This window comes from Coleofasciculus sp. C1-SOL-03 (assembly GCF_040220555.1).
Classification (GTDB): domain Bacteria; phylum Cyanobacteriota; class Cyanobacteriia; order Cyanobacteriales; family Coleofasciculaceae; genus Coleofasciculus.
Map to the genome: position 1 here is coordinate 15,957 of NZ_JAVJUO010000029.1, position 24,541 is coordinate 40,497.

At 45.5% G+C, this 24,541-nt stretch carries 23 protein-coding genes and 1 pseudogene; 8 read left to right on the forward strand and 16 right to left on the reverse strand.

The genetic code is table 11. The annotated features are described in order from the left end of the window. Window positions 1-105: 105 nt before the first annotated feature. A complete protein-coding gene (locus RIE73_RS04870; protein WP_446400121.1) occupies window positions 106-1,491 on the forward strand; it encodes a DUF2079 domain-containing protein in 1,386 nt (461 codons plus the stop codon). 98 nt (window positions 1,492-1,589) lie between these two features. Continuing rightward, a complete protein-coding gene (locus RIE73_RS04875; RefSeq protein ID WP_446400122.1) occupies window positions 1,590-2,945 on the forward strand; it encodes a leucine-rich repeat domain-containing protein in 1,356 nt (451 codons plus the stop codon). Window positions 2,946-3,244: 299 nt separating this feature from the next. Here the strand turns inward: RIE73_RS04875 and RIE73_RS04880 are convergent, their stop codons facing one another. After that, entirely contained in the window at window positions 3,245-4,012 is a 768-nt protein-coding gene (locus tag RIE73_RS04880) for an anti-sigma factor (protein WP_446400123.1), read from the reverse strand. Beyond that, window positions 4,006-4,569, reverse strand: coding sequence for a sigma-70 family RNA polymerase sigma factor (locus tag RIE73_RS04885; RefSeq protein WP_446400143.1), 564 nt, complete (start codon window positions 4,567-4,569; stop codon window positions 4,006-4,008). The genes RIE73_RS04880 and RIE73_RS04885 overlap by 7 nt, the downstream gene beginning before the upstream one ends. A 156-nt stretch (window positions 4,570-4,725) precedes the next feature. Between RIE73_RS04885 and RIE73_RS04890 the strand changes: the two are divergent. Beyond that, window positions 4,726-4,845: pseudogene (locus RIE73_RS04890) on the forward strand (cupin); the annotation flags it as partial. 16 nt (window positions 4,846-4,861) lie between these two features. On the opposite strand, the gene phnC reads toward RIE73_RS04890, so the two are convergent. After that, the gene (gene phnC / locus RIE73_RS04895) at window positions 4,862-5,596 is read right to left on the reverse strand and encodes a phosphonate ABC transporter ATP-binding protein (RefSeq protein ID WP_446400124.1); all 735 of its coding nucleotides are present in this window, start codon (window positions 5,594-5,596) and stop codon (window positions 4,862-4,864) included. On the opposite strand from phnC, the gene RIE73_RS04900 reads away from it, so the two are divergent. Next, window positions 5,586-6,503, forward strand: coding sequence for a sulfurtransferase (locus RIE73_RS04900; RefSeq protein ID WP_446400125.1), 918 nt, complete (start codon window positions 5,586-5,588; stop codon window positions 6,501-6,503). The two genes, phnC and RIE73_RS04900, sit on opposite strands and share 11 nt — an antisense overlap. Here the strand turns inward: RIE73_RS04900 and RIE73_RS04905 are convergent. From RIE73_RS04905 to RIE73_RS04960, 12 genes are all read right to left on the reverse strand, one after another. Further along, on the reverse strand, window positions 6,478-7,308 hold the full coding sequence (locus RIE73_RS04905) for a radical SAM protein (RefSeq protein WP_446400126.1): 831 nt from the start codon (window positions 7,306-7,308) through the stop codon (window positions 6,478-6,480). The genes RIE73_RS04900 and RIE73_RS04905 overlap by 26 nt on opposite strands. Before the next feature lie 50 nt (window positions 7,309-7,358). Then, entirely contained in the window at window positions 7,359-8,417 is a 1,059-nt protein-coding gene (locus RIE73_RS04910; RefSeq protein WP_446400127.1) for a phosphotransferase, read from the reverse strand. A 33-nt stretch (window positions 8,418-8,450) separates the two neighbouring features. Continuing rightward, window positions 8,451-9,302 carry a phosphonate ABC transporter, permease protein PhnE gene (gene phnE, locus RIE73_RS04915; protein WP_446400128.1) on the reverse strand — a complete coding sequence of 284 codons (852 nt, stop codon included), beginning with the start codon at window positions 9,300-9,302 and terminating at the stop codon, window positions 8,451-8,453. After that, window positions 9,299-10,231 (reverse strand): phosphate/phosphite/phosphonate ABC transporter substrate-binding protein, encoded by a 933-nt coding sequence (locus tag RIE73_RS04920; protein WP_446400129.1) that lies wholly within the window; start codon window positions 10,229-10,231, stop codon window positions 9,299-9,301. The genes phnE and RIE73_RS04920 overlap by 4 nt, the downstream gene beginning before the upstream one ends. A 10-nt stretch (window positions 10,232-10,241) precedes the next feature. Then, window positions 10,242-11,906, reverse strand: coding sequence for a porin (locus tag RIE73_RS04925; RefSeq protein ID WP_446400130.1), 1,665 nt, complete (start codon window positions 11,904-11,906; stop codon window positions 10,242-10,244). Window positions 11,907-11,924: 18 nt separating this feature from the next. Then, window positions 11,925-12,236: an ArsR/SmtB family transcription factor gene (locus RIE73_RS04930; protein WP_446396820.1), complete on the reverse strand. Its 312-nt coding sequence runs from the start codon at window positions 12,234-12,236 to the stop codon at window positions 11,925-11,927. Between the two features lie 240 nt (window positions 12,237-12,476). Continuing rightward, window positions 12,477-12,707: a nitrate/nitrite transporter NrtS gene (gene nrtS, locus RIE73_RS04935; RefSeq protein WP_446400131.1), complete on the reverse strand. Its 231-nt coding sequence runs from the start codon at window positions 12,705-12,707 to the stop codon at window positions 12,477-12,479. Window positions 12,708-12,851: 144 nt separating this feature from the next. Next, complete coding sequence (locus RIE73_RS04940) at window positions 12,852-13,304, reverse strand: thioredoxin family protein (RefSeq protein ID WP_446400132.1); 453 nt, start codon at window positions 13,302-13,304, stop codon at window positions 12,852-12,854. Between the two features lie 4 nt (window positions 13,305-13,308). Continuing rightward, window positions 13,309-14,160, reverse strand: a complete 852-nt coding sequence (locus RIE73_RS04945) for a cytochrome c biogenesis protein CcdA (protein ID WP_446400133.1) — start codon at window positions 14,158-14,160, stop codon at window positions 13,309-13,311. 19 nt (window positions 14,161-14,179) lie between these two features. Further along, window positions 14,180-14,749, reverse strand: coding sequence for a TlpA family protein disulfide reductase (locus tag RIE73_RS04950; RefSeq protein WP_446400134.1), 570 nt, complete (start codon window positions 14,747-14,749; stop codon window positions 14,180-14,182). Between the two features lie 220 nt (window positions 14,750-14,969). Continuing rightward, window positions 14,970-15,806, reverse strand: a complete 837-nt coding sequence (locus RIE73_RS04955; RefSeq protein WP_446400135.1) for a retroviral-like aspartic protease family protein — start codon at window positions 15,804-15,806, stop codon at window positions 14,970-14,972. Between the two features lie 171 nt (window positions 15,807-15,977). After that, a complete protein-coding gene (locus tag RIE73_RS04960) occupies window positions 15,978-16,511 on the reverse strand; it encodes a retropepsin-like aspartic protease family protein (protein ID WP_446400136.1) in 534 nt (177 codons plus the stop codon). Window positions 16,512-16,998: 487 nt separating this feature from the next. Here RIE73_RS04960 and RIE73_RS04965 point away from each other — a divergent pair, with 487 nt between their 5' ends. Genes RIE73_RS04965 through RIE73_RS04980 form a run of 4 tightly spaced genes read left to right on the forward strand, consistent with a single transcriptional unit; the run spans window position 16,999 to window position 22,271 of the window. Further along, the gene (locus tag RIE73_RS04965) at window positions 16,999-20,235 is read left to right on the forward strand and encodes a response regulator (protein ID WP_446400137.1); all 3,237 of its coding nucleotides are present in this window, start codon (window positions 16,999-17,001) and stop codon (window positions 20,233-20,235) included. Further along, the gene (locus tag RIE73_RS04970; RefSeq protein WP_446400138.1) at window positions 20,201-21,622 is read left to right on the forward strand and encodes an adenylate/guanylate cyclase domain-containing protein; all 1,422 of its coding nucleotides are present in this window, start codon (window positions 20,201-20,203) and stop codon (window positions 21,620-21,622) included. Before RIE73_RS04965 ends, RIE73_RS04970 begins: the two co-directional genes overlap by 35 nt. Before the next feature lies 1 nt (window position 21,623). Further along, window positions 21,624-22,001, forward strand: a complete 378-nt coding sequence (locus RIE73_RS04975) for a response regulator transcription factor (RefSeq protein ID WP_446400139.1) — start codon at window positions 21,624-21,626, stop codon at window positions 21,999-22,001. A gap of 54 nt (window positions 22,002-22,055) precedes the next feature. Continuing rightward, window positions 22,056-22,271, forward strand: coding sequence for a hypothetical protein (locus tag RIE73_RS04980; RefSeq protein WP_446400140.1), 216 nt, complete (start codon window positions 22,056-22,058; stop codon window positions 22,269-22,271). Window positions 22,272-22,293: 22 nt separating this feature from the next. Here the strand turns inward: RIE73_RS04980 and nblS are convergent, their stop codons facing one another. After that, a complete protein-coding gene (nblS, locus tag RIE73_RS04985; RefSeq protein ID WP_446400141.1) occupies window positions 22,294-24,279 on the reverse strand; it encodes a two-component system sensor histidine kinase NblS in 1,986 nt (661 codons plus the stop codon). Between the last annotated feature and the right edge of the window lie 262 nt (window positions 24,280-24,541).

Below are 24,541 nucleotides of genomic sequence, written 5' to 3' on the forward strand. Positions count from 1 at the left end.
AAGCGCTGTATCGGGGCGGGTTTGACCGATAAGTCCGATAACTTGACGAAACCTGCCCTTCTAGGGGAATAGTGGTGAGGTAAATTTTAACTCCCTGCAAGTAGTATGGCAACAAGTCGGTCTCTTAATACGGTTAGGTCTGCGATCGCGGTAAGTGCTTTAATCTTATTGATATGCAGCAGCTTACGACACGCCCTATTTCAATCCTCTGCTATGGATTTGGGCTATTTTGACCAGGCGACTTACCTGATTAGCCAGGGACAAACCCCGATTGTTTCCTTCTGGGGTTACCATTTTATGGGCGGTCACGCAGATTGGATTCTCTATGGACTCGCCTTGCTGTACAAAATCCATCCCGATGTCCATTGGTTGTTTGCGGTGCAAGCCATTGCGTTAGCTATCGGTGCTTTACCCACCTTTTATCTTGCCCGTCAAGCAGGGTTAAAGGAGTCCCAAGCAACAGCAATGGCACTCGTCTATCTGCTGTATCCATTAGTTTTTAATCTCAATCTATTTGATTTCCATGCCGAAGTTATCGCTTTACCCGCTTTTTTAGGTGCAGTTTTGGCGGCGCGGCTGAATCGTAAGATTTGGTTTTGTGGGGCAATTATTTTAATTTTGGCGTGTCGGGATGCTTTATCTCTGACGGTAGCCGCCATGGGGTTTTGGTTGTTGGTGTTTGAGAAAAAGCGGTGGTGTGGTGGGATTGCTTTAGGGGCAGGAATTGCCTGGTTTTTGATTGCTACTCAGGTGATTATTCCTACATTTAGACCCGATGGTGTTGAGGCTGTCGGGCGTTATGCTTTTTTAGGAGACTCGGTTCTAGAAATCGCCAAAAATCTGTTCCTCAAACCAGGGTTAGTATTGGGGAGAATTTTCACCTTGCCTAACCTAGAATATTTGGCTTTGCTGTTCTCACCTCTGATTTGGGGACTTTCACCCCAGCATCTCACCCCTTTAGTTGGAGCAGTTCCTACTTTGATAATAAACTTAATCACCGACTACCAACCCCAAAAAGATTTAATTCATCAGTACTCTTTACCAGCACTGCCTTTTCTCTTATTAGCCGTCATTTCTACATTAGCCGCCGGAAAGGGATGGTTACGCCACCCGCGAAGCATGATTATCTGGTCATTGGTTGCGTTTTTAGCGTTAGCCAAATTTGGTTATTTTTGGTCGAGATATTTGGAATCTATTGATACTTGGCAAGCCACAAGGGAAGCCATTGCTCAAATTCAAACCAAAGGTGGGGTTTTAGTTCCTGCCCAAGTCGCTCCCCATTTAACCCACCGCCCTGTGGTTAAGTTGGTAACCGTCGGTGCGGAAACAACTGAGTTAGGGCAATTTGATTATGTACTATTGAATCAGCGTCATCCGGGTTGGGGAAGTAGTCCAGAGGTGGTCAACCATTTGTTAGAACGGGTACAAAATACACCGACATTTCAATTAAGTTATCAGCAGGATGATGTTTATTTGTTTACCCAAAAATGAATTAGCTATTGTCGAACATTTTCTCATCGAGTCTAATAAAATCAAGCTGGTAAGTTTTCTCGGCTTACCCCACACCTAGTAATCAGGAGGTAGGAATTATGCGGTGGGGAGCCTTAACTTGGGCATTTGTCATTGTGGTAGGTGGAATAATGATTACCCCTGGAGGTATCAACCCTATTGTTACTAATTCGGTAGCACGTTTATTAATTGGTTCTGCTTTAATTATTACGGCAATTGCAGGATTCGGCGATATCGGACAACGGTTCCCAGTTTATGATCGCGATAGTTCAAAGAGGTTGATAGCAATGAAATGGATTAGTGTTACCGGACTGTTCTTAAGTATCTGGGGATTGGGATGGGGGGTAGCTCAAGCTGCCTCACCCAGTCTAGGGAGTTCTTTTAGGGAGTGGTGTCTGAAAAAATCCAGTTTGTCAGCCGAGACGCGAAAAACAGTAGAGGTGCTGTTGGTAGAAGCAGATACAAGTGATTGTTCTCAAGCTGATGAAATACTTTCCAGTCTGACTGAGTTTTACCTCAGCGATAACCAAATAACAGACATTAGTCCTCTTTCTGGACTTACCAATCTAACTTGGCTTGACCTCAGAGGTAACCAAATAACAGATATTAGTCCTCTCTCTAAACTTACCAATTTGGAGTGGCTTAATCTCAACAATAACCAAATAACAGATATTAGTCCCCTTTCTGAACTTACCAATCTGAATGTGCTTTTTATCAACAATAACCAAATAACAGATATTAGTCCTCTCTCTGGACTTACTAATCTGGTTTCGCTTCGTCTCATCGATAACCAAATAAAAGATTTCAGTCCCCTTTCTGGACTTACCAATCTCACTAATCTTTTCCTCGGCGAAAACCAAATAACAGATATTAGTCCTCTCTCTAGACTTACATCACTGACTTGGCTTTTGATCAACGATAACCAAATAACAGATATTAGTCCCCTTTCTGGACTTACCAATCTCACTGATCTTTTCCTCGGCGAAAACCAAATAACAGATGTTCGTCCTCTGTCTGGACTTACCAATTTGACTGAACTTGACCTCAACGATAACCAAATAACAGATGTTCGTCCTCTGTCTGGACTTACCAATTTGGAGCGGCTTAGCCTCGGCGGTAACCAAATAATAGATGTTCGTCCTCTGTCTGGACTTACCAATTTGGAGCGGCTTAGCCTCGGCGGTAACCAAATAACAGATGTTCGTCCTCTGTCTGGACTTACCAATCTGGATTGGCTTTACCTCAGCGATAACCAAATAACAGATGTAAGTTTAACTGGACTTACCAATTTGACTTGGCTTTACCTCAACGATAACCAAATAACAGATGTTCGTCCTCTGTCTGGACTTACCAATCTGAGGAGGCTTATCCTTGACGACAATCCCATCGCACAGCCGACTTGCCCAGTCAGTCCTCCCAATGTTTGCTCTTTTTGAGGGAACGTGCTAGCTCTCTCACTGGTTACCTGGTTGCGATCGCGCCTAGGACATTGGTCAAGAAACAGGACAGAAATCGTCCATCAAATACTCTGGAGTTTAGACTAATTCAACGGAGCCGGAAACTAAACATCCATATATTCACGTAGAACAATCCAATGCATTTTCAGAGAGTAAAGACACATAAAGGCGGAAACTATACACTACAAGAGTTTCAAGCCATTTTTTCCACAAAAAGTGCTTTCGTTTTGACACCTAGATAGGCGATAAGCTTATTTTTTGTTTGTCCAAAGTCCAAATTAAAGTGACATACCTCCGCCTCCGGTCATTACTGTTTCTCCAGTGGGCTGCGAGAATCTTTGTGATGGCTCAACAGTCACTACAATTGAAGAGTTACCTGACATGACATTATCCAGTGGGAGTTCCACGAATACTTTTCCTTGAGGGTCAGGCTTAAATTCACCACAGTAAATTTTTTTCCCGTTGGCAAATGCCCACAATCGATAAATTTGCCCTTTGGGTAGGGGAGCTAGATTTTGAAGCGTTAATACGGCAACTTCAGAGCTTGGCACAACCACCATACTTCCAGAGGCTTGAGGGATTGCATTCGTTCCTTTGAGCGAGACCAAGCGGTTACTCGGCTGACGAAGTAAAGCGATCGCTTCTTCATAGCGCGATAGTTCAGCACGAGCAGCAATTACCTCTTGATGTAAGCGATAGCTGTATATACTGAGTCCAACTATAACAGAAGCCGCCACACTTCCAGCAACACCAAGCCAAGTGTTTGGTCTTGGGCGAACTCGCTTTGATACTTTTGCCGTTAAACTCGTATCGCTATCTCTAGCCGCTTGCAAAATCTGAGACCCTAAACTTGCAGGAGGCGAAGTTTCCGGTAAAGATAAAGGAAGCAGTGCCAACGTTTTCTGCAAGTGGCTCACTTCAGTCGCTAATTCTGGATGAGATTCTAATAACTGATTAACTGAAGCCACTTCTTCTGGAGTCAAATCGCCAAGGACGTAGCTGGCTAATCGTTCGTTTAATTCTTCAGAGTCTTGAAAGTCTACCATCGCTGTTCCACCAAATCTTGCAATAGTTGTCTGAGCTTTAACAAGCCCTTGCGCTTGTAAGTTTTTACGGTTCCTATCGGCATATTCAAGTCTTGGGCAATTTCTGATTGACTTAAGCCGTCATAGTAAGCCATCTCCAGAACCTGCCGATGATTGGAAGGCAGTTCAGAAAGTGCCTCGCGGATGCGGCAGGACATTTCTTCAAAGGAAGCCTTATCCATCAATGTACTCCAACTTTCAGGCGGAAGGCTGCGAGTCCATCGTTGAAGACGCTGCCACTGAGCTTGCATCTGACGGTGGCGGTCAATTGCTTTTGAGCGGGTTAAGGTTAGTAGAAAGACGAGCATAGAACCTCGTTTTGAGTCATAAGTCCCCCTACTCTTAAGGGCGAGAAAGACTTCTTGGGTTAGGTCTTCAGCTTCTTGTTGGTTGCCTAACATCCGCATAGCGGTGCGGTAAACAACCTCTCCATAGCGCTCGTAAAGGATACCCAAGGCTAACAGGTTCCCCGATCGCAACGCTTGAAATACCTCGGCATCCGTTTGGTTGGATAGCATCATTTAAAATCATTAGTCTTGACCTAAAAACCGAAGCATAGTATAAGTTTGCGTCATTGACTGCCGTTTTTGCTCGATTCAAACCTCAAACCTATTGAGCTTGAATTTATTAGTGATACGAGGCTGACGCTCAAAAGGATTTACTCAGGTGGAGTAATTCATCGTGTTGAAGCGCTTGGTGACGAACCGACAATTAGCTTCAACCTGTATGGTGAAACAAACTACGAACAGCGATTTGAGTTCGATCCAGTTAACTGTACTGCTAAGACTTTTTAGGTTAGAGGATGTCCTTTCATGACCGATAAATACGGTTGATATCCGAGGAACTTAACTGATGGGTTGGCATATCTAGCACGAGTTCTCCGGCTTGAATACCCAGAATGCGATCGCTATACTGTTTTGCCAGTTCCACTTGATGAAGATTGCACACAATGGTAAGTCCCTCCTGAGTGCACAGCGATCGCAACAAACCCAAAACAATGTGAGCCGTTTCTGGGTCAAGACTAGCAATGGGTTCGTCTGCTAGAATTAAACGCGCCCGTTGTGTTAAAGCCCGAGCGATCGCGACTCGCTGCTGCTGTCCCCCCGACAAGCGATCGGCGCGTTGAAATGCGACATCCAGTAGTTGCACTCGCTCTAATGCTGCCATGGCTTCATTTAACAAGCTGATGGGAAAAACTCCCAGGAAACAGCGCCACAAGGGTAACTCCTGCAAGCGTCCCCCAAGGCAATTTTCCAAAGCACTGCGGCGGCGGACTAAGTTAAATTGCTGGGCGACTGTAGCAATTTGAGTGCGGCTGTTACGCAAATCCTTGGCGGAACAGTTAGTTAAATCCTGTCCCTGAAACCATACTCGCCCCCCATCAAGTTTCACCAGTTGGAGAATGCACCGCAGCAATGTCGTTTTCCCTGCACCAGAAGGTCCCAAAATTGCGGTAAAAGTGTGGGGTTCGATACAGAAGCTGATATCTTTGAGGGCGAGTGCGCCACGGTTGTAAGACTTGGTAAGGTTTTCAATGGCAAGCATGATTTTTATAGCAAAAATTAAAGAAATGGTCAACAGTTCTAAACCCCAAATCCATTACAGCAAATGGGTGGTAAGCGCAGATGAAGCCCAGCAATTACTCGCCCAAGGCGCTACCTTTCTTGATGCCCGTGAACCCGCTTTACAGGAGAGTGGGTGTCTACAGGGAGCTGTTCCAATAGGATGGGAGCAATTTTCTCAAGCATCTCCACCCTTCCAAGGAAAATTGCTGGAGGATAACCAGCTATTAACTCAAAAGCTTCAGGCTTTTGGTATTTTTAATGGTACACCTGTTATTGTTTTTGGCGATCCAGTGAACGGGGGTGGTGAAGACGGACGGATTGTCTGGATGTTACGCACTCTTGGTCATCAAAACGCTGTACTCGTCGATGGGGGTGATCAAGCTTTGGTCAAAGCGGGAATTCCTACCGTTACGGCTGTTGCCAATCAGCCACCCACTAGGGGTGATTTTGTCGTCAGCCGCACCACGGCTGGGGAGATTGGGCGCGATGAACTCAAAGCTTGTCTGGGATGTGAGAATTTAGCGATCGTTGACGCTAGGGAACCTGGTGAATACGCTGGCGAAACTCCTTATGGAGAACAGCGAGGTGGTCACATTCCGGGCGCTATCTCTCTCTATTACAAAATCTTACTAGGTGAGGATGGCAAGCTACTTCCCCGTGGGGAAATTGTTGCCCTTCTACAACAATATAAAGTCACATCAGAAGCTGAGATTATTGCCTATTGCACCGGAGGGATTCGTTCGGGATGGTTAACTTCAGTTCTCACGGATTTAGGGTTCACCGTGAAAAACTATGCTGGATCAATGTGGGAATGGTCGGCTTTTCCAGTAGAGGATTATCCCCTAGAAGAGGAGGAAAAGATTAATCTTTCTTGCCCTCAAAACTAGGGACAGGAAGCTGATGAAGATGCTGCTGACAAACGGTACAAGCAGGTAAATTATGTTCCACGGCAAACGGTTCGTGGACAGTATCAAGCCAGTTGAGAAAAGCTTTAAAGTTTGTCGAGATTTGCGCTGGAGTTGCCATCGCGTCACCCAATTGAAAATGAGGCGCTTTGTTTTCTACGGCAAAAGGACAGGCGTGAAATTTCCCCTCAGTGGTTAAAACGGGATAGCAACGGGGACATTTACTATTAATGACGGGGCGTGTTTCTTCTCCTGTAAAAGGGTTAACACCCCTACCCGAATCCACAATATCTGGATGTCCGATCGCAATTGTACCAGGATGGTCTAGTTCGTAGGCTTCGAGCATCTGGAGCGATCGCTTCGGCATTTGAGATGCGCCATCTCCGGTGGCAATTGAATAATTCAACGATGCCGTTGTTTTGTCAAGGGGGTCAGCGTCCAAGATTTGCAGCAACCGTTCGGCTTGAATGCCATTGGAATAAATCACCACAGAACCACGAAATCCTTTTTCTCGGAGATAGTGAATTGCCCAAATAACATTTTCATGATTAAGCGTTGGTTCTCCACCATAGAACTTCAGGGTGCCATTTTCATGTAAACAGACCGTTTTTAATGTCGCTTCCAGATGCTCTATAGTATATTCGGTGTACCAACCTTTAGGAGAGCCAAAAACGGTACAAAATGAGCAGTCCCGATTGCAAAAGTTGCCAGGGTAGACGTGCAGTTCTAGCAGTCTGTCTTCTTCAATTACACCTTTTTCACGGGATTTTCGTTCTTTAAAAACCATAATTTGAATGAGGAGTTATGAACAACATAAGAATACAGGAGTTTAAATGACTAGGGTTCTGCATCCAGCCATTGCATGATTTCCTGCCAAAACTCAGGGAACTGGTTGCGGCTTTCCTGAAAGCGAACTAATCGATCGTGACCACTAGGACTATCCTCTTCATACCAGCGTACAGCAGTAATCCAGTATCCAGCAGTCCAACAGAGCGATCGCACGGCGGGGTAAACGCCAAATGCCGCAAAATGCCGCTCGATGGTGGTGGCTAAATGCTCATCTTCTAAAGCATTATAATAAGTCCGCAGGAAAAATTCTCGGTCTAATGGCGGCATCTTATAGCCTTGAGTGCGCCGAATTACCACAGGAGACAGAAAATGACCAATATCGCCTGCTGGAGAACTCAATTCTGCCCACTCCCAATCAATCAAATGAGCGTTTTGCTGATTCATTACCCAGTTATCATAAGTATGGTCGCTATGGACGAGACAGAGGTAGGGATAGTCTTCTAACAGCTTTTCTGCCTTTAGTCGCGCTTTCGCTTTCGCCAAAACTGCCTCTAACATTTCCACGATTTCCGGTTCTGCCTGGGGAGAGTCCAAATAGGGTTGAGCGTAGGTTTTTGACTCATTGTAAAACAAGGTTAGAGGTTGCTTAATTACAGGCACTTTGGGTGTAAGGCGGTCGATACTATACTCGGCATTAAGTGGTAGGCGGTGTAGTTTTGCTAACGTCTGGGCGCATTTTTCTAAGTGTTCCCGACTGTAGTTTAGAGGACTGCCTTCGATGAAATTAGTGATTAAATAACTGTAGGGAAAATATTCATTAGGTTCTGGGAACACGCCTTGAAGTTCGTGACCGATACCCGTGCCTTGAATGTACTGCAAAATTGTCTGCTCGAATTGGGTAAGATGGCTGAATTTTCCCTCAAAGCGTTGGTTGGGAGTATTAACTGCCACTCGCACCAGAGAGGTTTGATTTAATCGATAGATAATATTGGCTTCTCCGTGGGCTAAAAGTTGCAAATCCCATGGCTCTAGGGCTGGGTGAGTTTGCTGCAAATGAGCGTTTAGCTGCGTTTTTAAGGCTTGTAGATTCAAGGTTTGAACAGGCATGGTTCTGTCAGTATAGCGATAAATTTTGCTTGTTTACGCCAATCGTTTCCGCAAATAAGCACTGAGGGCATCAATTAAACTCACCATCGCTAGAATCAAAATCAAAATAGTGGCAAGGCGGGAAAAGTCTAGTAATTTCAAACTAACCAATAGTTCGTAACCAATGCCTCCGGCACCAACAATGCCCAAAATTACCGAGGAGCGAACGTTAAATTCCCACAGATATAAGCTAATACCAATCAGTCCCGGCATGGCTTCAGGTAAAACAGCAAAGGCAAAGGTGCGGATGCGGTCAGTTCCTGTGGCTTCAATCGCTTCAATCGGTTCAGCAGGAATGGTTTCTAGCACTTCCCCATAGAGTTTTGCCATCGAACCGGTGGTGTGAAATGCAACTCCCAAGACACCAGCAAAAGGTCCCAAGCCGACAATGGAAACGAAGAATAGCGCAAAAATTGCCGTATCAATTCCCCGCAAAAGATTTAAAACAAACCGCAGTGGAGTGGCGAGTAATGGAAAGGGCGTGATATTTCGGGCAACTAAAATGGCTAAAGGAACTGCAACCATAATCGCTGCGCCTGTACCAACAATTGCGATCGCTAAAGTTTCCCAAGTCGCTGCAAGAAAGGACGGAAATTCCGAGAAATCGGGGGGCCACAACCTGGTTAGCCATTCCCCCATGCGCGGTAATCCCTCCCAGAATTCCTTAACAGAGACTTCGGCGGTTTGGAGGCTGGCGACTAGAACTGCTATAGCTAGCAGTCCCCAAAATCCGCGTTGCAGTACGCGCCATAGTCCGCCACGTCGGTTACGTTCAGCTTGCCAAATCGCCTCGTAGTCAGACGGGTGATGCTTTTGGTGTACAGTTAATGGTGTTCGTTTCGTCATTCTAATTTGCCCACCAACTTACCAGCTTCCCGAATCGGTTCGTAATTGCTGCCGTCGGATGCCACAAAACCCGTGTAATTTTCTGGTAATAATTCCTGCGCTTGCTCTGGGGATAGGTTCACCAAGGAATTTTGCAGTTCAGTTTTGATATCCTCTGGTAAGCCACCCCGAATCGCAATCGGGTCATTGGGTAAAGGCGCAGATTGCCAGATAATCTTGAGATTAGATTTATCAATCCGCCCCTCACTTGCCAACACATCCAAGTTGCGGTCATAATCTGAGGCAATATCCACCTGTTCGCTAATGACTGCGATCGCTTGCGCTGCATGGCTAGCTCCTTCACTGTAGTCAAAGACTTCTTTGGGATCGATGCCGCGACGCTCAAATTCTGCGGTAGGAATCAACCAGCCAGAGGTGGAACCCACATCAGCAAGACTTAGTTTCAGCTTTTCCCCTGCTTGACTCTGAGCGATTACCTCCTCCAGGGTATCGAATGGGGCATCAGCGCGAGCCATTAACACAGAGTAGTAAGTGGGTTTGCCTTTATACTTAACCGTAGCGATTGCCTCAATGGACGGCTCATTGTTATTGGCAAGCACGTATCCCCACGGACCCAACCAGGCTACATCTAAGGTACGCGATCGCAAGGCTTCAGAAATTCCAATCCAATCCTCCGTAACGGTTACCTTAGCTGGCAAATTTACTTGCTCTGCCAATTCCTCAAACAATGGCTCAAACTGGTTGCGATTCTCATTGGGAGTTGGGAAATAGGGACCAACGCCAAACTCCAATTCAGTCAAGTCTGACGCAGGTGCGTTGGCGGCATTTTGGTTCGTCTCAACCTCTGGCTGGCTATTACAAGCAACGATGGTGACTAACGTCAGTACTCCTAGAAAAATTGCCTTGAGCCAACGGATATTAGTTAGCATAAAATCCTCCTTAAAACTTAAATTGAAGCTCTGTGAGCAGTTGTGGAATAACTTGGTCGTCATCAAACCCCCGAATGGAGGAAGAACCATTGAAAAAGTGCAGCGTGCCATTCACTTGCAGCCTCACATTCGGGTTAACAAACCAATTGATGCCAGCGGTAAGCGCCCAGAGGGTATCGCCATCCGAACCCGTGTCAGCATCAAGATGGGCGACTTCTCCCCGCAACAATGCCTGTACGCCGCCGTTGGCATCGCCACTAAGGAAATACCCGGGTTGAATGAAGCCACCGTACAAACCCACATCGCTACCTGTGGGAGAATCAAACCAAAACGCCAATCCTTCAGTCCGAAAACTCCAGCGTCCTTTTTCCCAAAACAAATCGCTGCTGACTCCAAAACGCTCTCCTTCAATTGGCACGGACACGTAACGGTTAAAGCCCAAATCAACTAGACTCAACGTCTGCTCTCGTTCAATGCTGTAGTCGAAACCAAGTCCCAGATTCAGTTCATCCGTTGCTCGATAGGTGAGTTTTGTCTGAAACTCTTTGGAATCATTATTGTCTGAGAGGTTAGCATTAGCGCTGCCATTGCCGTTGAACAATCCCAGGAAATATCCCAGCCGTTGCTCCTCCCCTAGCTTGCCGTGAAGCATTGCCCCAAACTGCACGTCTAGCGCTGGTAGCAAGAACATACTATTGAGTGCCAAGTACCTCTCAACGGTGTCAATGCTGCGGGAACTGCGAAAGTTTTCCGTGCTAAAGGGTGTGGTAAATTTGCCTGCTCGCACTTGCAAGGCTTCCTCAGTGATTTCCCAATTAAGACGGGCTTCAACTAAGGCAAAATCTGAGTCAGTCGATTGGGCTGTACCCGGTGCGCCATCAAACTCGATGAAGATTTGATAATCGTCGAAGAGTGTAGCCAGAAAGTCAATTCGGGCGCGACGGACGGAAAAATCCCCATTCCCATCTTCTCGTTCCAAGTCGCTGTCAAATAAAGACCCCAAAGCCTGCACGTATCCGAGGATACGCAACTCGTAGTTTTCGCCTGCGATGAAGAAACCTCCTCCTCCTGGGCGTAGTCCAACTTGGGGTTGTTTTTGTTCGCGTTCGGTTATGACGTCTTCGACGGTTTGCTGAATCTGTTCCTCAGTCGTGTCGGCGATGTCATCACTAGGCGCTAATTCATTAAGTCGCTGATTGAGGCGTTGTATCTCTTCTCTGAGGCGAGCATTTTCGGCTTCGAGTTGCTCTTGTCGTTCGAGTAACTGCTGTAGTTGTTGGCGAATTTCCTGTTCTTCTATTTGAGAAAGGGTTTCTTGTGCCAGTTGAACTGGCTGTTCGGGTAAGGGTTGAAGCTGTACTTGAATGTTTCCCTCATCTTTCGGGTTAAGGTTCTCCTGCACCCGCTCAATATATTGTTCTGGTGCGTCTTGGAGTTGAGTCTGAATGTCCTCATCACTTTCCTGAGTTAGGGAAATGTTCTCTTTTTCAATTAACGATTCTGGTGTTATGGATGGAAGAAACGCTTGCTCCCCTGGAAGTTTCTGAGGAGAGCTTTCCCCGAAGCGGCGCGTCTCTAAACGACTGTCGATGTCATCATTTTCTTGAGCAACGGCATAGGAGCATAGGCTTAACCCGATGCCTAACGCCAGTAGATAGCACGGTATTGGTTTCATAGAAGCACTGATTTCTTTTCAGATTTGTCCGTCGAATGAGAGCAGACAACAGCCGAGGTTGATAGCTCGACCCGAACTCGACTCGATTCCTGGAGCGAGGTAATAGAGGACTGCTTTGCCGTCACGAGTGGCTTTGACGAACCCCTCTTGGCGAAGGACTTTAAGGTGGTGAGATAGCAGGCTCTGTTCCAAACCAAGAAGGGCGTTGAGTTCTCCAACATGTTTTGACTCCTCCATGAGAATTTCTAAAACAGCCAGACGGGTAGGGTCTGCTAAAACTTTCAGCCGACGGGCGCAAAAGGATTGAGATGATAGGCTTTTCGAGTTCATGACTCACTTCACCCTTGGGGATGAATAGAACGGTGATTTATATGAATTATCGTTCATATCATCGAGTCAATAAAGCCCTTGGTGAAAATTTGCCAGCTAAACAAACCGACTAAGCGCTCCTGAATCGCCCCAGTCCACGAGACTTATCACCTAAGCTGTTTCAGTATTGAATATCAGCTAAATGAGTTTTTGCTGAAAGTCAGATGAATTGTGGCTGAACCTGTGAGACGAATAGGTCTGTCAGCGCTTCCTTGTACGACTGATATACTGACCGTGAATGTTAACAGCGTAAGGAACCAGGTAGGTCAAACTGCCGGAAATCCATCGTTGTTGATTCATCTGTCCTTTGACTAGCGCTGACCCGTGATTAATTGCAAACAAAATAGAACCAACCACCACAGAAACCTTGAGTGCTGTCGGCATCAACTCTTTATCGAAAAGACACAAACAAAATTCTCTTACAGGTTTCATCTCCCAACCCAATAACGACTACCTTGTTTTAAGATATTCTGGGAGTGGGTTTGAAGTGGCTGGCTCTTGATTGCAGATGCACCACTCGCTGCCCGCAGGTTAACGGAGAAAATTGACTCGCTGAAAAATCAAAAATTTGCAATTTTAACGTACATTAGCTGAAACAGCCTTCTGAATTGCTTCTGAATACAACTTCTTTGGTTTTAATCCAGCAATCTGTTCTAGGACTGTTTTTCCTTTCAATAAAACAACAGTTGGGGCGCTCCGCACACCCAATTCCATTGCCAAATCGGGTTCTTCTGTCATATCGATTGTGACCAGATGAATCTTGCCACGATGGTCAGTCACCAACTTTTCTAATACGGGCGCAAGAGTTTTGCAGGAAGGGCAGTGAGGAGCAACAAATTTAACTACAATCGGTGTTTCAACGTCTTGCTGCAACTGTTGAAGAGCGTTTCGTCCTTGGTATCCAGCGCAAAAAATATTGTTCGTGGAATCTGACATTTTTCTGTCTCCTAGTTGGTTGATAAATCGATGCAACTGTTTGGCAGTTGTCCCCGTGCCAGAGCCAATAATGACCCGATTTTCTACCCTCACTAACTTAGCTTCCCAAAAACCATTGAGTGCCAGTAAACAGGTAGTACGTTCCAGTTAAAATCAGAGCCACACTGCCCAAGTAAATAATTGCCTCGGAATGTTTCAATAACTGCTTGCTTTGTTTTGCCAGTCCGGTAAACAAACTCGCCAGGAAAATCAGCAGGGTGTAACCCAAAGCGTAGCTAACCATCGTTAGCGTGCCTAAGAGTTGAGAGCCACTAGCTGCCGCTGCTGCCAGCACCGCAAACAGTACCGGACTGGCACAGGGAGAACTCACCAAGGCAAAGGTCAACCCCACCCCATAAGGTCCAGCCTGGGGGAGATTCACATCTATTTGTGGTAGGGGTAACGTAACTACCCCCATCAACCACAAACCCATCACAGCCATAATCACTCCCACGACTACATTGATATAGCCTCGGTACTCCACCATGACGGCTCCCGCAAAGGAGGAGACTAAGCCAAACAGACTCAAAATGGTTACAGCCCCCAAAACAAATAAGCCAGCCTTGGTAAAAGCATCCCAACGGGATTTTATGTTTAACGTGCCGATATAACTGAGGTTGACGGGCAACAGCGCCAGAATGCATGGAGATACACTGGCAAGCAATCCACCAATAAATGCCAAGGGCAATAGCACTAGGGGATTGGCAGTATCTTGCTGGTCGAACCACTGCTGATAGCGGTTTTCAACGAGGGATATCGCCCGTTCGATTGGATGACTGATGACGGGTCCTAGAGTGATAACCAACGCTAGGGAGAGTAATCCTAATCCCCCGTAAATCAACCATTGTTTTGAAACTTTAAAACGTCGAGAAGCCTTGTTCATAGATGATGACTGAGGTATTTGTGCCATGACATTCTCCTTACCTCAGTTAATTTTCGGCTAGAGCCGTGTCGAGGATCTGGGTGTAGTCATCCTGATTGGGATTATTTTTGAACATCGCTAAAATGTTGCCAGTCGCTGGGTCAACAATTGCCACGGTGCTAGTTTTACTTTTAGTATCTTCTAGGAATTTCCCCAGACCTAATTTTTCCGCCTTGGCTTGTGTTTCTTCGAGTGTGGCTTTATCGGTTACGTCTAGCACGACAAAGTGAACCTGATCGCTGTATTCCTGTTTCAATTGGGTCAGAGTGGGCGCAATATTCTTGCAGCCAGCACACCAGGTCGCAAACACATCCACTACCACGGGTTTACCCTGAAGTTCTGTAGCTAGGGGACCTCCTACCGATTGAGCTTTAGCAGCACAAGGATTGGCTTTAGACGCACAGGGATTCTCTTTGGCAGCACAAGGATTGGCTTTGGATGCACAAGGATCGACTTGGTTGGTCGTCTGTGCATCAGGAGCGTTCGTCTTGGCGGCGCAAGGGTTAGAGCAAGCAGCAACAAGTCCCAGACTCAGCATTGAAGCAGCAGCAAGTGTAGCCAGATACTTAACTCTCATAGAATCCTCATCAGTACAACGGTTCATAGGGAATACGAAGCTGAAGCCAAAAAGGATTTACTGAATTTTTCTATATGCAACCGAGCCTCCCAGATGCTGGGTGAAAAAGGATCAGTCGGATCAATAGTGGTTGCGCTGTAATCTCCCCAGCGGTTACGACCTGTGCCAATCCGATAGTCATCTACAAAGGACAAATGACAAAGGACAAAGGACAACCCACTTATGAACGTTTGCGAAATTCAATCACAGTATCTTTGATGGTGATGTCATAGCCGTCAAAAAAGTCATGTCCCAAGAGTCCAACAGGCATGGATGGTGGTGCGATCGCCACCTCGATATCCCGTTTCAAACGACCATCAACTTCTATGGAGTCCAGGATTGCCACTGGCATTTGCACAACCGCACCATCGGCGACACTCATCTGACTAAACCCAACCGGTTTTAAGTTTAGTGAGGACGCGATCGTCTGGGTGATTAGCGTATTTGTTGCCCCAGTATCAAACAGCATCTCAAATTCCCGTTGACCATTAAAGGTGACTTCGATAATGGGAATACCTCGAACCTTTCCTTTAATCGGTATCGAGAAAAACTGGGGACTACTATCCCCTTGTGTCGGTTTCGGCGGTGGTGGTGTGGATCGCTGTTTGGCATCCGCCAGCAGGTTTTGGTATTGAGATAACTTCTGTTGGGCGTTTGAGTGGTGCTTACTGGAAGCGGGTACAGCTTTTAATAACTGAATGGCTTCTTGCCAACGATTCGCCACTAATTTCCAGTCCTCTCGACTCACCGCCGATTGACTAATCGTCACCGCACTCGTTGCCACATCAATGGCTTCTGCGTAACTGTCTGATTTAGGGGATGGCGACGGTTGGGGGTTTGAGGCTTGTGGTTTTGGCGAGGGAGAAACGGAAGGGGTGGAAACCGGACTAGCGGCTTGAGTCGGAGTAGGACTTGAAACCGTATCCGCCTCACTATTACTACATGCATTGCTGAGTAGGGTTAATGTGCTGAATAAAGCGATCCAGACACGACGACTCCAGAAAGATTGCCACATCATTGGTAATTTGTCCTTTGTCCTTTGTCCTTTGTCATTGGTTATTGGTCATTGGTTATTGGTCATTTAACACATAATTATCGCACTTGATGGGGACGGGTTTTGAATCAACGTTACGATCAACAGCGAAACACAAGTCCCTAAACCCGCCCCTACTTGCCTTAACATTCCTCCCTAGCGATATCTAAGTTCGATCACATTTTCCTTAATCGTCACATCGTAGACACCAAAAAATCCTTGTCCTAATAGTCCGATATCCAGGTATTGATTAATCGTAACTTCCGGATTCGTGACTTCAATCCCGCCGACGGCGACAGAATTCACCCGACCTCGCGGAACGTCAACTTTGCCACCCGCCGTGGAGGTGGTAACGATGCCTTCGGGTGCAACGTTTAAGGCTTGTGCCATTGGAGGGGTAATGGCAATTCCAGACGCCCCTGTATCGAAAAGCATTTCAAAGCGGCGGTTGCCATTAAATTGAACATCAACGACCGGAATTCCGGACAATCGGCGTTTGATAGGAACTTGAATCACTGAGGGTGTACTGTCACCACTACCACAAAGGTGACCCAGATCAATGACATTGCCGTTGCTGTCTTCTAGGTAGCAGGGCAAATCACTCTGGGAATGAGAGATACTGGTAGATGAGATAATTCCTGCGATCGCGAGGAATACAGGTAAGACTTGGCGGGATAAATAACGTTTCATCGTAGTCTTGCGCCCACTGCGGCGGCAATCGTTGTCACTCGTCCAATTTTCTATTTCTTAATTTAACCCAAAACAGGGGGGCGCGTCCTCTGTTCAGCTTATCTCAGGGATTGTCAGGGAACAGGGAACGGGCAATGCGTAATTTCTAGGCGTCCAGGTTTTAGCGAGGACGAGAGTGAAATAGATTTAACAGGTTACTCATCCGGATATCTGATCCAGATGATGTAGATATTAATAAATTTGCCGGATTCTGCGTTGTTAAAAAATCCTTGTTAAAGAAACATCAGAATCTTATTCAGGAACTGAAAAACTTAGGGAGTCAGGGGAAACTTCAAATAAAAATGTATTCAAAATTGCTAACATCGGGTTAAATCTCCCCTGCACCTCTACGTCCCTGCCCCCTGCACCTCTGCTCCCTTGCTTTCCTGCACTCCTTCCCTCTCATCAACCTTAAAACCGTCTGTCTTAAACCTTCACCGACGCTAAAATGGCTTTTCCTATCTTTTCTGGGCAACAATCTATCACACGGCGAACGCTGGTTAATGTAGCCTTGAGGATTGCTGGAGTTATCGTTGTATTAACGACGTGGAGTTACTTTCATACGTTATACTTCTTTGAATCTGAAGCATTAGAGCGGGTCAAGAAATATGTAGATGAACGAGGTGAACGGGAACGGATTTTATTTTCTATTGCTGTAGATAATCATACTCTCCTCAAACAAGAATTACTCCAGCACCTCCAAGAACCGGACTCTAATTCCTACACTCAATTTAATCAACTCTTCGTCGAGTGGTCTGATGGAGTGATTCGCAATCGACCCCAAGATCAGCCTCCGGAAAAATTCGATACCCTCGAACAGGCGGGAGTTTATATTGATGAAAACCTGGACATTGATGCAGAGGTTCGACAGCGGGTTCTCGCCTTTTACAACTTAACCACAACCTATGGCTCAGTCTGGCATCATCGTTTTATCAATACTTACATTACCAGCCCTGACAATATTATCACCATCTATTGGCCCGGAACGCCCTGGGTGCAACGAGCGTCTACTGAACTTAATCTGCAAAACGAGAAAAAAGCCTATCGTGGCAAAACGCAATCCAATGCAGGGTCAAAGACGGTATGGACAGGGCTTTACTACGACCCTCAGGCTAAAGATTGGCTTGTCTCTGTGAAAACGCCCGTTAATTTAGACGGTCAACATATTGCCACCATCGGACATGATTTAACTCTGAATCAACTGATTGATCGGATGATTCAGGATCACCTTGAGGGCGGTTACAATATTCTTTTTAGCGGGGATGGTCGTCTAATTGTTCATCCCAATAAAATCGAGGAAATCAAACAAAAAAAAGGACAATTTAATATCCTCGAATCCGATGACGCCCACCTCCAGCGCATCTTTCAATTAGTCAAAGCTAAACCGGCTAAGCAAACCATTATTGATAATACTAAAGATAATGAATACTTAGCCGTCGCCAGAATTGAGGAACCGGATTGGTATTTAGTCACCGTTTTCCCCCAGTCAATCTTAGCCAAACCCGCCCGGGACACAGCCGGATTTATTCTGGGGTTAGGGATTGTAGCCCTCCTGCTTGAACTCTTAGTTCTCTATTTTGTCCTACGTCGCCAAATTACGAATCCCTTACTCGAGTTGATGGGAGCAACTGAACGAATTGCGGCGGGGGATTTGAATATTCAATTGGATGATACTCGCAAAGATGAACTAGGGCGTTTGGCAAATCTATTCAACTCAATGGCGGTTAAAGTCTACGTCCGTGAACAATTTTTAAAACAAGCCGAATCGGAAGCCAAGCGTTTACAAAAAACCGAAGCTGATACCCGCCAGCATGTTGAAAGTATTAATCAAGTTCTTGAAGGTCGAGTGGAAGAAAGAACCGCTCATTTAACCGCTATTATTAACAATTTAGTTGATGGGTTACTGGTTACCGATACCCAAGGAAAAATATCTCAGTTTAATCCCGCTTTCTTGAGAATGCTAGGTCTAGGGGAACTGGATATCACCGATAAAAATGGTCAAGACGTATTAAATAATGAGTTAGTTGAATTAGTCGCCCAAACCCAAAAGCATCATCGGGAAGTCTTTACCGCAGAAATTGATCTAGCGGGGGGACGTATTGGTAAAGCTGTAGCCACTGCCATTGATAAAGTGGCTTTAGCTGAGGGGGCAGTTGAGGAATTTCTGGGGTCAGTTATCCTGATTCGCGATATCACCGTAGAAAAAGAAGTGGATCAGATGAAAACAGATTTTATTTCTACCGTTTCCCATGAACTGAGAACTCCGCTGACTTCTGTATTGGGATTTACAAAAATTATTAAGAAGAAACTTGAAGATGTCGTTTTTCCCCAAATCCAGACCGAGAACAAGAAAATCAATCGGACTGTTCGTCAAGTCAAAGATAATGTAAATATTATTGTATCTGAAGGAGAACGATTGACAGCATTAATTAATGATGTTCTCGATATTGCCAAAATGGAAGCTGGGAAAGTTGATTGGAACATGCAGCCGTTGTTGGTGCAAGAACTCATTGAACAGGCAATCGCCGCGACCTCTTCGCTGTTTGATAATAAAGATGTTAAGTTTATTAAGGATGTGGAAACTGATCTTCCGGAAATCTCTGGCGATAAAGATCGACTGATTCAAGTCCTGATTAATTTAATTTCCAATGCGGTTAAATTTACGCAAAAAGGCTCGATAACCTGCCGAGCGACGAAAAGACATAGCGAAATTATTATTAGTGTAATTGATACGGGGATGGGGATTACTCCCGCTGATCAGCCTCAAGTCTTTGAGAAATTTAAGCAAGTCGGGGATACGCTAACAGACAAGCCGAAAGGAACCGGTCTAGGATTACCAATATGTAAGCAAATCGTCGAACATCATGGCGGCAGAATTTGGGTCGAAAGCGAGCTAAAAAAAGGCAGTACATTTTCGTTTACGCTTCCCATCCATACTCATATACCTGTTCAAGTGAATATGATGGATATGGACACATTGGTTAAGCAGCTTCAAGTCACAGAAACCCCCAACGCATCCCCTAAAAATACTCCCAATAAAACGGTACTCGTTGTCGATAATGAAGCCTTAATTCGCCAACTGCTGCGACAAGAACTCGAGTCACGGGGATACCAAGTTCGGGAAGCTAAAGATGGTTTAGAAGCGATCGCCCTCGTCAAGCAAGAACGACCGGATCTAATCACCCTAGATGTGATGATGCCGGAAATGAATGGTTTTGATGTGGCTGCTGTCTTAAAAAATGACCCATCAACCATGGACATTCCGATTATTATCTTGTCCATTATTGAAGATCACGAACGTGGATATAGGTTAGGAATTGATAAATATATCACTAAACCCTTTGAATCAGAACAGTTGCTTCAAGAAATTGACTCGTTGATTGCTCAAGGAAGTTCCAAAAAGAAAATATTAGTCGTTGATGAAAATATATCCACCGTTAAAACCCTGGCTGATGTTTTAACTGCCAGGGGATATAATGTGATTGAGGTCTTTGATGGGGAGGATTTTAAAGAAAAAGCCGTTTCCGTTAAACCGGATATGATTATTGTCAATTCTGAGCTGTCAGAACGGTATAATATTGTGAAAACCCTGCGATTTGAGAAGGGGCTGGAAAATGTATTTTTTCTCTTATTAGCGAATGAAAAGCCCGATGGTTACCATCAGTCTGAAGAAATTACTAAATAAAAAAGATGTTTTATCTTTGATCAAGGAAATGAGTGCGGTCATGGAGACACCAATTCTGATTCAGGATACCCAGGGTCGTTTCCTTTTTGGTGAAGCCACTCAACAGGAACTGGACAGTTTAGAAAATTATCCAGTCAAGCTTGCTGATGATATCATTGGTTGGATTACAGGAAATAAAAAAGCAATATCGTTGGCATCGCTCCTGAGTTATATTGCCAATAAAGAACTTCAGGAAAAAATGTTGGCACGGGAAACCTTGGATAAATATAAAGAAATTAATATGCTTTATAATATCTCAGGACGGTTAACCGCTTGCCTGGATCTCAAACAAGTCGCCAATCTAATCATTGATGAAGCCACGCGATTAATTAAAGCGACCAGTGGTTCACTCATGTTATTAAATCCAGACAAGGGGGAGTTTGAGTTAATCGCCGCCATTGGTCAAGAATATGACCCGAAAGCGCCCTTGGCATTGGGGAAAGGAATTGCGGGAAACTTAATTTTAACAGGTAAAGCTGAAATTATTAATAATGTACAAGCGGATCTGCGATTTGTCGAAGGTAAAAATCAAATTTACTCTCTGATTTGCGCTCCCTTGCAAACCAAGGACGGTATAATTGGGGTGATTAATATTAGCCATCAAGAGCCAATTAATTATACGGCGGCTGACTTAAAGCTATTGACTGCCCTAGCTTCTCAAGCGGCATCTGCCATTGAAAATGCAATTTTGCATGAACAAAAGCTCAAAGAAGAGCGGATTAAAAGTAACCTAGAACGTTATGTCTCTGCTAAAGTCGTTGAAGCCATCCTTGAAGAAAAAGATGATTTTTCTTTCGAGCCAGCTAAACGAGATATTGCAATTTTATTTTCAGATATTAGAAATTTTACGACCAAATGTGAGGAATTACCTCCGGAACTAATCGTGGAATACTTGAATGAGTATTTTACCCACATGGTTGATGTAATCTTCAGCTATGGGGGAACCGTCAATAAGTTTGTAGGTGATATGATTGTGGCAATGTTTGGCGCTCCCTCTCGCTTAGTTTACAGTGAGCAAGGTGCGATTAAAACGGCGATTGAAATGCAAAGGCGGATCAAAGAAATTCCGGTTCCTTGGATTCGACAAAATTTTATTACCGGAATTGGTATCAGTTCCGGGGAAGTCATTGTGGGAAATGTTGGCTCTCCGCAGCACATGGATTATACTGCCATTGGTGATAAGGTCAATATTGCCTCTCGTCTACAATCCATTGCCAAAGGGGAACAAATTCTGGTGTGTCGCAGTGTTTATGAAGTCACCTATAATCTGTTCGACTTTAAGGAAGTTGGCACGGTTCAAGTTAAAGGCAAGAAAAAACCCGTAGACGTATTTGAAGTGGTCTATTAAGATGAATAAGAAAGTCTTGATTGTTGATGATGAACCTCATATCCGCCTGTTAATGGCACAAACCTTAGAGGAACTGGAAGACGAAGGCGTAGAAGTCTTAATTGCGGAAAATGGGGAAGAGGCAATTGAAACCATTCAGACGGAGAAACCCGATTTGGTGTTTTTGGATGTGATGATGCCGAAAATGAATGGTTTTGATGTCTGTTGTGCCGTTAAAAATAATCTAGCCATTAAAGATGTCTATATTATTATGCTAACGGCAAAGGGGCAAGAGTTTGATAAAGAGAAAGGGCAACAAGCCGGAGCAGATTTGTATATGACGAAGCCCTTTGATCCTGATGAAGTCGTCGAAAAATCCTATGAAATTCTGGGTTTATGAGGGGTATAATACTGAGGGGGTAACAAGGGACTTGAGGGTACTACTGGGTGTCGGGTGTCGGGTGTCGGGTTTCGGGTGTCGGGTGTCGGGTTTCGGGTGTCGGGTGTCGGGTGTCGGGTGTCGGGTTTCGGGTTTCGGGTTTCGGGTTTCGGGTTTCGGGTGTCGGGAAAAGGCGATAGAATCACCGAAAATGTACCATTGCTCCCCCTGCTTCCCCTGCTTCCCCTGCTTCCCCTGCTCTCTAACCCCACCACCAGACTTATTCAGTAGCCCCTACTTATTCAGCAACCTCCTACATCACCGTCGCGGTGGTTTCGTCCGTCTCTGGGGTCAGTAGGTGGTCTTCTGAGACATGCTCAATTGATTGGTCTTTGTCGGTACACACATCCAAGTTAAACCAAAAGGTTGTACCCACCCCAACTTCACTGACTAAATAGACTCGGCTGTGATGTTTCTCAACAATATTCCGGACAATAGAAAGTCCTAAACCCGTCCCTTCCAGAGTATGCACTCGGTTTTCGACGCGGAAAAACCGGTCAAAAATGTTTTCTTGGTCTTCCCAATCAATCCCAATCCCTGTATCCGAGATTTCCACCCGGACTTGGGAAACGTCATCGGGATGATGAGGGTTGGGTTCTAGGAGATAAGCGCGAATTACCACTCGTCCACCGGATTCTGTGAATTTTAGCGCGTTGCCCACCAAGTTATCAAAGACTTGTAGCAGTAAATCATAATGCCCGAAGACAGGAGGCAATTGGGGGGCAATGTCTTGCACCAGTTCAATCCCTTTATCCTTAGCATTAAGCTGGTAAGTGCGGAGGGTTTGCTCTACAGGTCCAGAAATGTCTACGGGTTCAAAATGATAAATGCGGCAGGATGTTTCCAGTCTGGATAAATCCAAAACATCGTTAACCAGACGAGTTAAACGGTCAGTTTCTCGATTCGCTGTTTCTAGAAATTCTTGCCGTTCGACTTCAGTTAAATCTTCGCCGTATTCGTGCAGGGTTTCGATGAATGATTTGATATTAAATAACGGCGTTCTAAGTTCGTGAGACACATTACTGATAAATTGGCTCTTTGCCTCATTCAGTTCCACCTCACGGGTAATATCCTGCACCGTCATGGCAATGCCTTTGATACTCTCGCGATATTGGTCAAACACCCGTGTCAGCAGAATCCGCACAGTACGCGGTGTTGGTTCACTCAGCGTAATGCGGAACTCCTCGCCTTCCCGTTCCGCCGCCGTTTCGCCGCTAGCAATTTGATACAGAGGGCGGGTTAGTTCAGAGGTAACCACTGAGGGGAGATGATGCAGCACATTTTCACCAACCAGGGTATGTCCATCCCAGCCAAAAATACGCCGCGCTGTTGGGTTGACCAAAATCACGTTCAATGTGGTATCAATCAATACAGCACCATCCGCGATGGTAGAGACCAAGGTTTCCAGTTTGGCTTTTTCTGCGGTTAATTCCTCAATATTTTGTTCCTCATAACGCTCTAAGCGTTCTGCCATATCGTTGAAGCTGGAAATCAGTTCTCCCAGTTCTCCGCCGAGGGGTAAGTCAATGCGCTGCTTGAAGTTGCCAGCGGCAATATTTTTCACCCCCGTGAGCAGTTCTTTAATCGGTTGGGTAATGGTCAAGGCATTAAATACAGCGCCCAGAATCACCATCACCCAAATCGAGATAAACACAGCAATGGTAACATCCCGCGTCAAATTCGAGGAGGCGACAACCGTGGGATTGGGGTTAATGCCAATGGCTAAAACACCAAGATAGTTCCCTTCATGGGTGAGGGGGACAAAAACATCCGTCACTTCTCCATCTGGGGTGACATGCTGCCGCACCATCGGCAAGTCGGAGTTTTTGGCGTAGTCTTCGGGAAGCTGAATTCGGCGTCGAATGGAGAGAGAATTGTGGACTTCCGATTCAGAAAAGGGGATGCCGAAGAAAATTCTGCCATCCTCATCCGCATAGATCATATAGCGCACGCTAGAGGTACTGCTATAAAAACGGTGAGAAAAGCGAGCGACTTCGGTGAGATTATTTTCGGCAATCTGAGGGGCGACATTCGCCGCCAGCAGTAGACCCAAATCCCGACCAAAACGAGTGTCGTTCACCCGGGCGTCTTGTTGAATCGTGTTGACCGCCCAAAAGGTCAAGCCACTCATAATCAGGGAGACGGCTAAGGTCGCCGCCGCCATGAGTCGGGTCTGGAGAGTAAACTCCGACCACCATCGTCCCAGTATCTCTCGGAAGGTTTTCAGCAAAGCCAGCAAAATTGGTTGATCAGCATTAAGCGGAAACGTTCCCTTAATTTATCTTATAATTCTCTCAAAAATTCAGGCGTTGAGCAAGGAGGGGGGGATGGCTCACAAGGGTAGGTTTTTTAAAATGGGGGTTTAGGTAAGACTTAGAAGACAGGTAGACCAGTAGACAAGGAAGAGTGAGAACGGAAAATAGGGCGTTTCGGCTTTTAGAAGTGAGTTTGACCGAACCTAATTTTGTACGGTTTTTCCTCCTTGTCTTCTTTCCTTCCTT

What these genes read in the sequence shown, in the direction of transcription:
- RIE73_RS04955 (WP_446400135.1), bottom strand. Translation starts at nt 15,806, where the DNA reads ATGATGTGGCAATCTTTCTGGAGTCGTCGTGTCTGGATCGCTTTATTC.
- RIE73_RS04910 (WP_446400127.1), bottom strand. Translation starts at nt 8,417, where the DNA reads ATGCCTGTTCAAACCTTGAATCTACAAGCCTTAAAAACGCAGCTAAAC.
- RIE73_RS04970 (WP_446400138.1), top strand. Translation starts at nt 20,201, where the DNA reads ATGGTTACCATCAGTCTGAAGAAATTACTAAATAAAAAAGATGTTTTA.
- RIE73_RS04975 (WP_446400139.1), top strand. Translation starts at nt 21,624, where the DNA reads ATGAATAAGAAAGTCTTGATTGTTGATGATGAACCTCATATCCGCCTG.
- RIE73_RS04875 (WP_446400122.1), top strand. Translation starts at nt 1,590, where the DNA reads ATGCGGTGGGGAGCCTTAACTTGGGCATTTGTCATTGTGGTAGGTGGA.
- nrtS (WP_446400131.1), bottom strand. Translation starts at nt 12,707, where the DNA reads ATGAAACCTGTAAGAGAATTTTGTTTGTGTCTTTTCGATAAAGAGTTG.
- RIE73_RS04960 (WP_446400136.1), bottom strand. Translation starts at nt 16,511, where the DNA reads ATGAAACGTTATTTATCCCGCCAAGTCTTACCTGTATTCCTCGCGATC.
- RIE73_RS04920 (WP_446400129.1), bottom strand. Translation starts at nt 10,231, where the DNA reads ATGCTAACTAATATCCGTTGGCTCAAGGCAATTTTTCTAGGAGTACTG.
- RIE73_RS04870 (WP_446400121.1), top strand. Translation starts at nt 106, where the DNA reads ATGGCAACAAGTCGGTCTCTTAATACGGTTAGGTCTGCGATCGCGGTA.
- RIE73_RS04945 (WP_446400133.1), bottom strand. Translation starts at nt 14,160, where the DNA reads ATGGCACAAATACCTCAGTCATCATCTATGAACAAGGCTTCTCGACGT.
- RIE73_RS04880 (WP_446400123.1), bottom strand. Translation starts at nt 4,012, where the DNA reads ATGGTAGACTTTCAAGACTCTGAAGAATTAAACGAACGATTAGCCAGC.
- RIE73_RS04930 (WP_446396820.1), bottom strand. Translation starts at nt 12,236, where the DNA reads ATGAACTCGAAAAGCCTATCATCTCAATCCTTTTGCGCCCGTCGGCTG.
- phnE (WP_446400128.1), bottom strand. Translation starts at nt 9,302, where the DNA reads ATGACGAAACGAACACCATTAACTGTACACCAAAAGCATCACCCGTCT.
- RIE73_RS04905 (WP_446400126.1), bottom strand. Translation starts at nt 7,308, where the DNA reads ATGGTTTTTAAAGAACGAAAATCCCGTGAAAAAGGTGTAATTGAAGAA.
- RIE73_RS04965 (WP_446400137.1), top strand. Translation starts at nt 16,999, where the DNA reads ATGGCTTTTCCTATCTTTTCTGGGCAACAATCTATCACACGGCGAACG.
- RIE73_RS04900 (WP_446400125.1), top strand. Translation starts at nt 5,586, where the DNA reads ATGGCAAGCATGATTTTTATAGCAAAAATTAAAGAAATGGTCAACAGT.
- RIE73_RS04950 (WP_446400134.1), bottom strand. Translation starts at nt 14,749, where the DNA reads ATGAGAGTTAAGTATCTGGCTACACTTGCTGCTGCTTCAATGCTGAGT.
- RIE73_RS04925 (WP_446400130.1), bottom strand. Translation starts at nt 11,906, where the DNA reads ATGAAACCAATACCGTGCTATCTACTGGCGTTAGGCATCGGGTTAAGC.
- phnC (WP_446400124.1), bottom strand. Translation starts at nt 5,596, where the DNA reads ATGCTTGCCATTGAAAACCTTACCAAGTCTTACAACCGTGGCGCACTC.
- RIE73_RS04885 (WP_446400143.1), bottom strand. Translation starts at nt 4,569, where the DNA reads ATGCTATCCAACCAAACGGATGCCGAGGTATTTCAAGCGTTGCGATCG.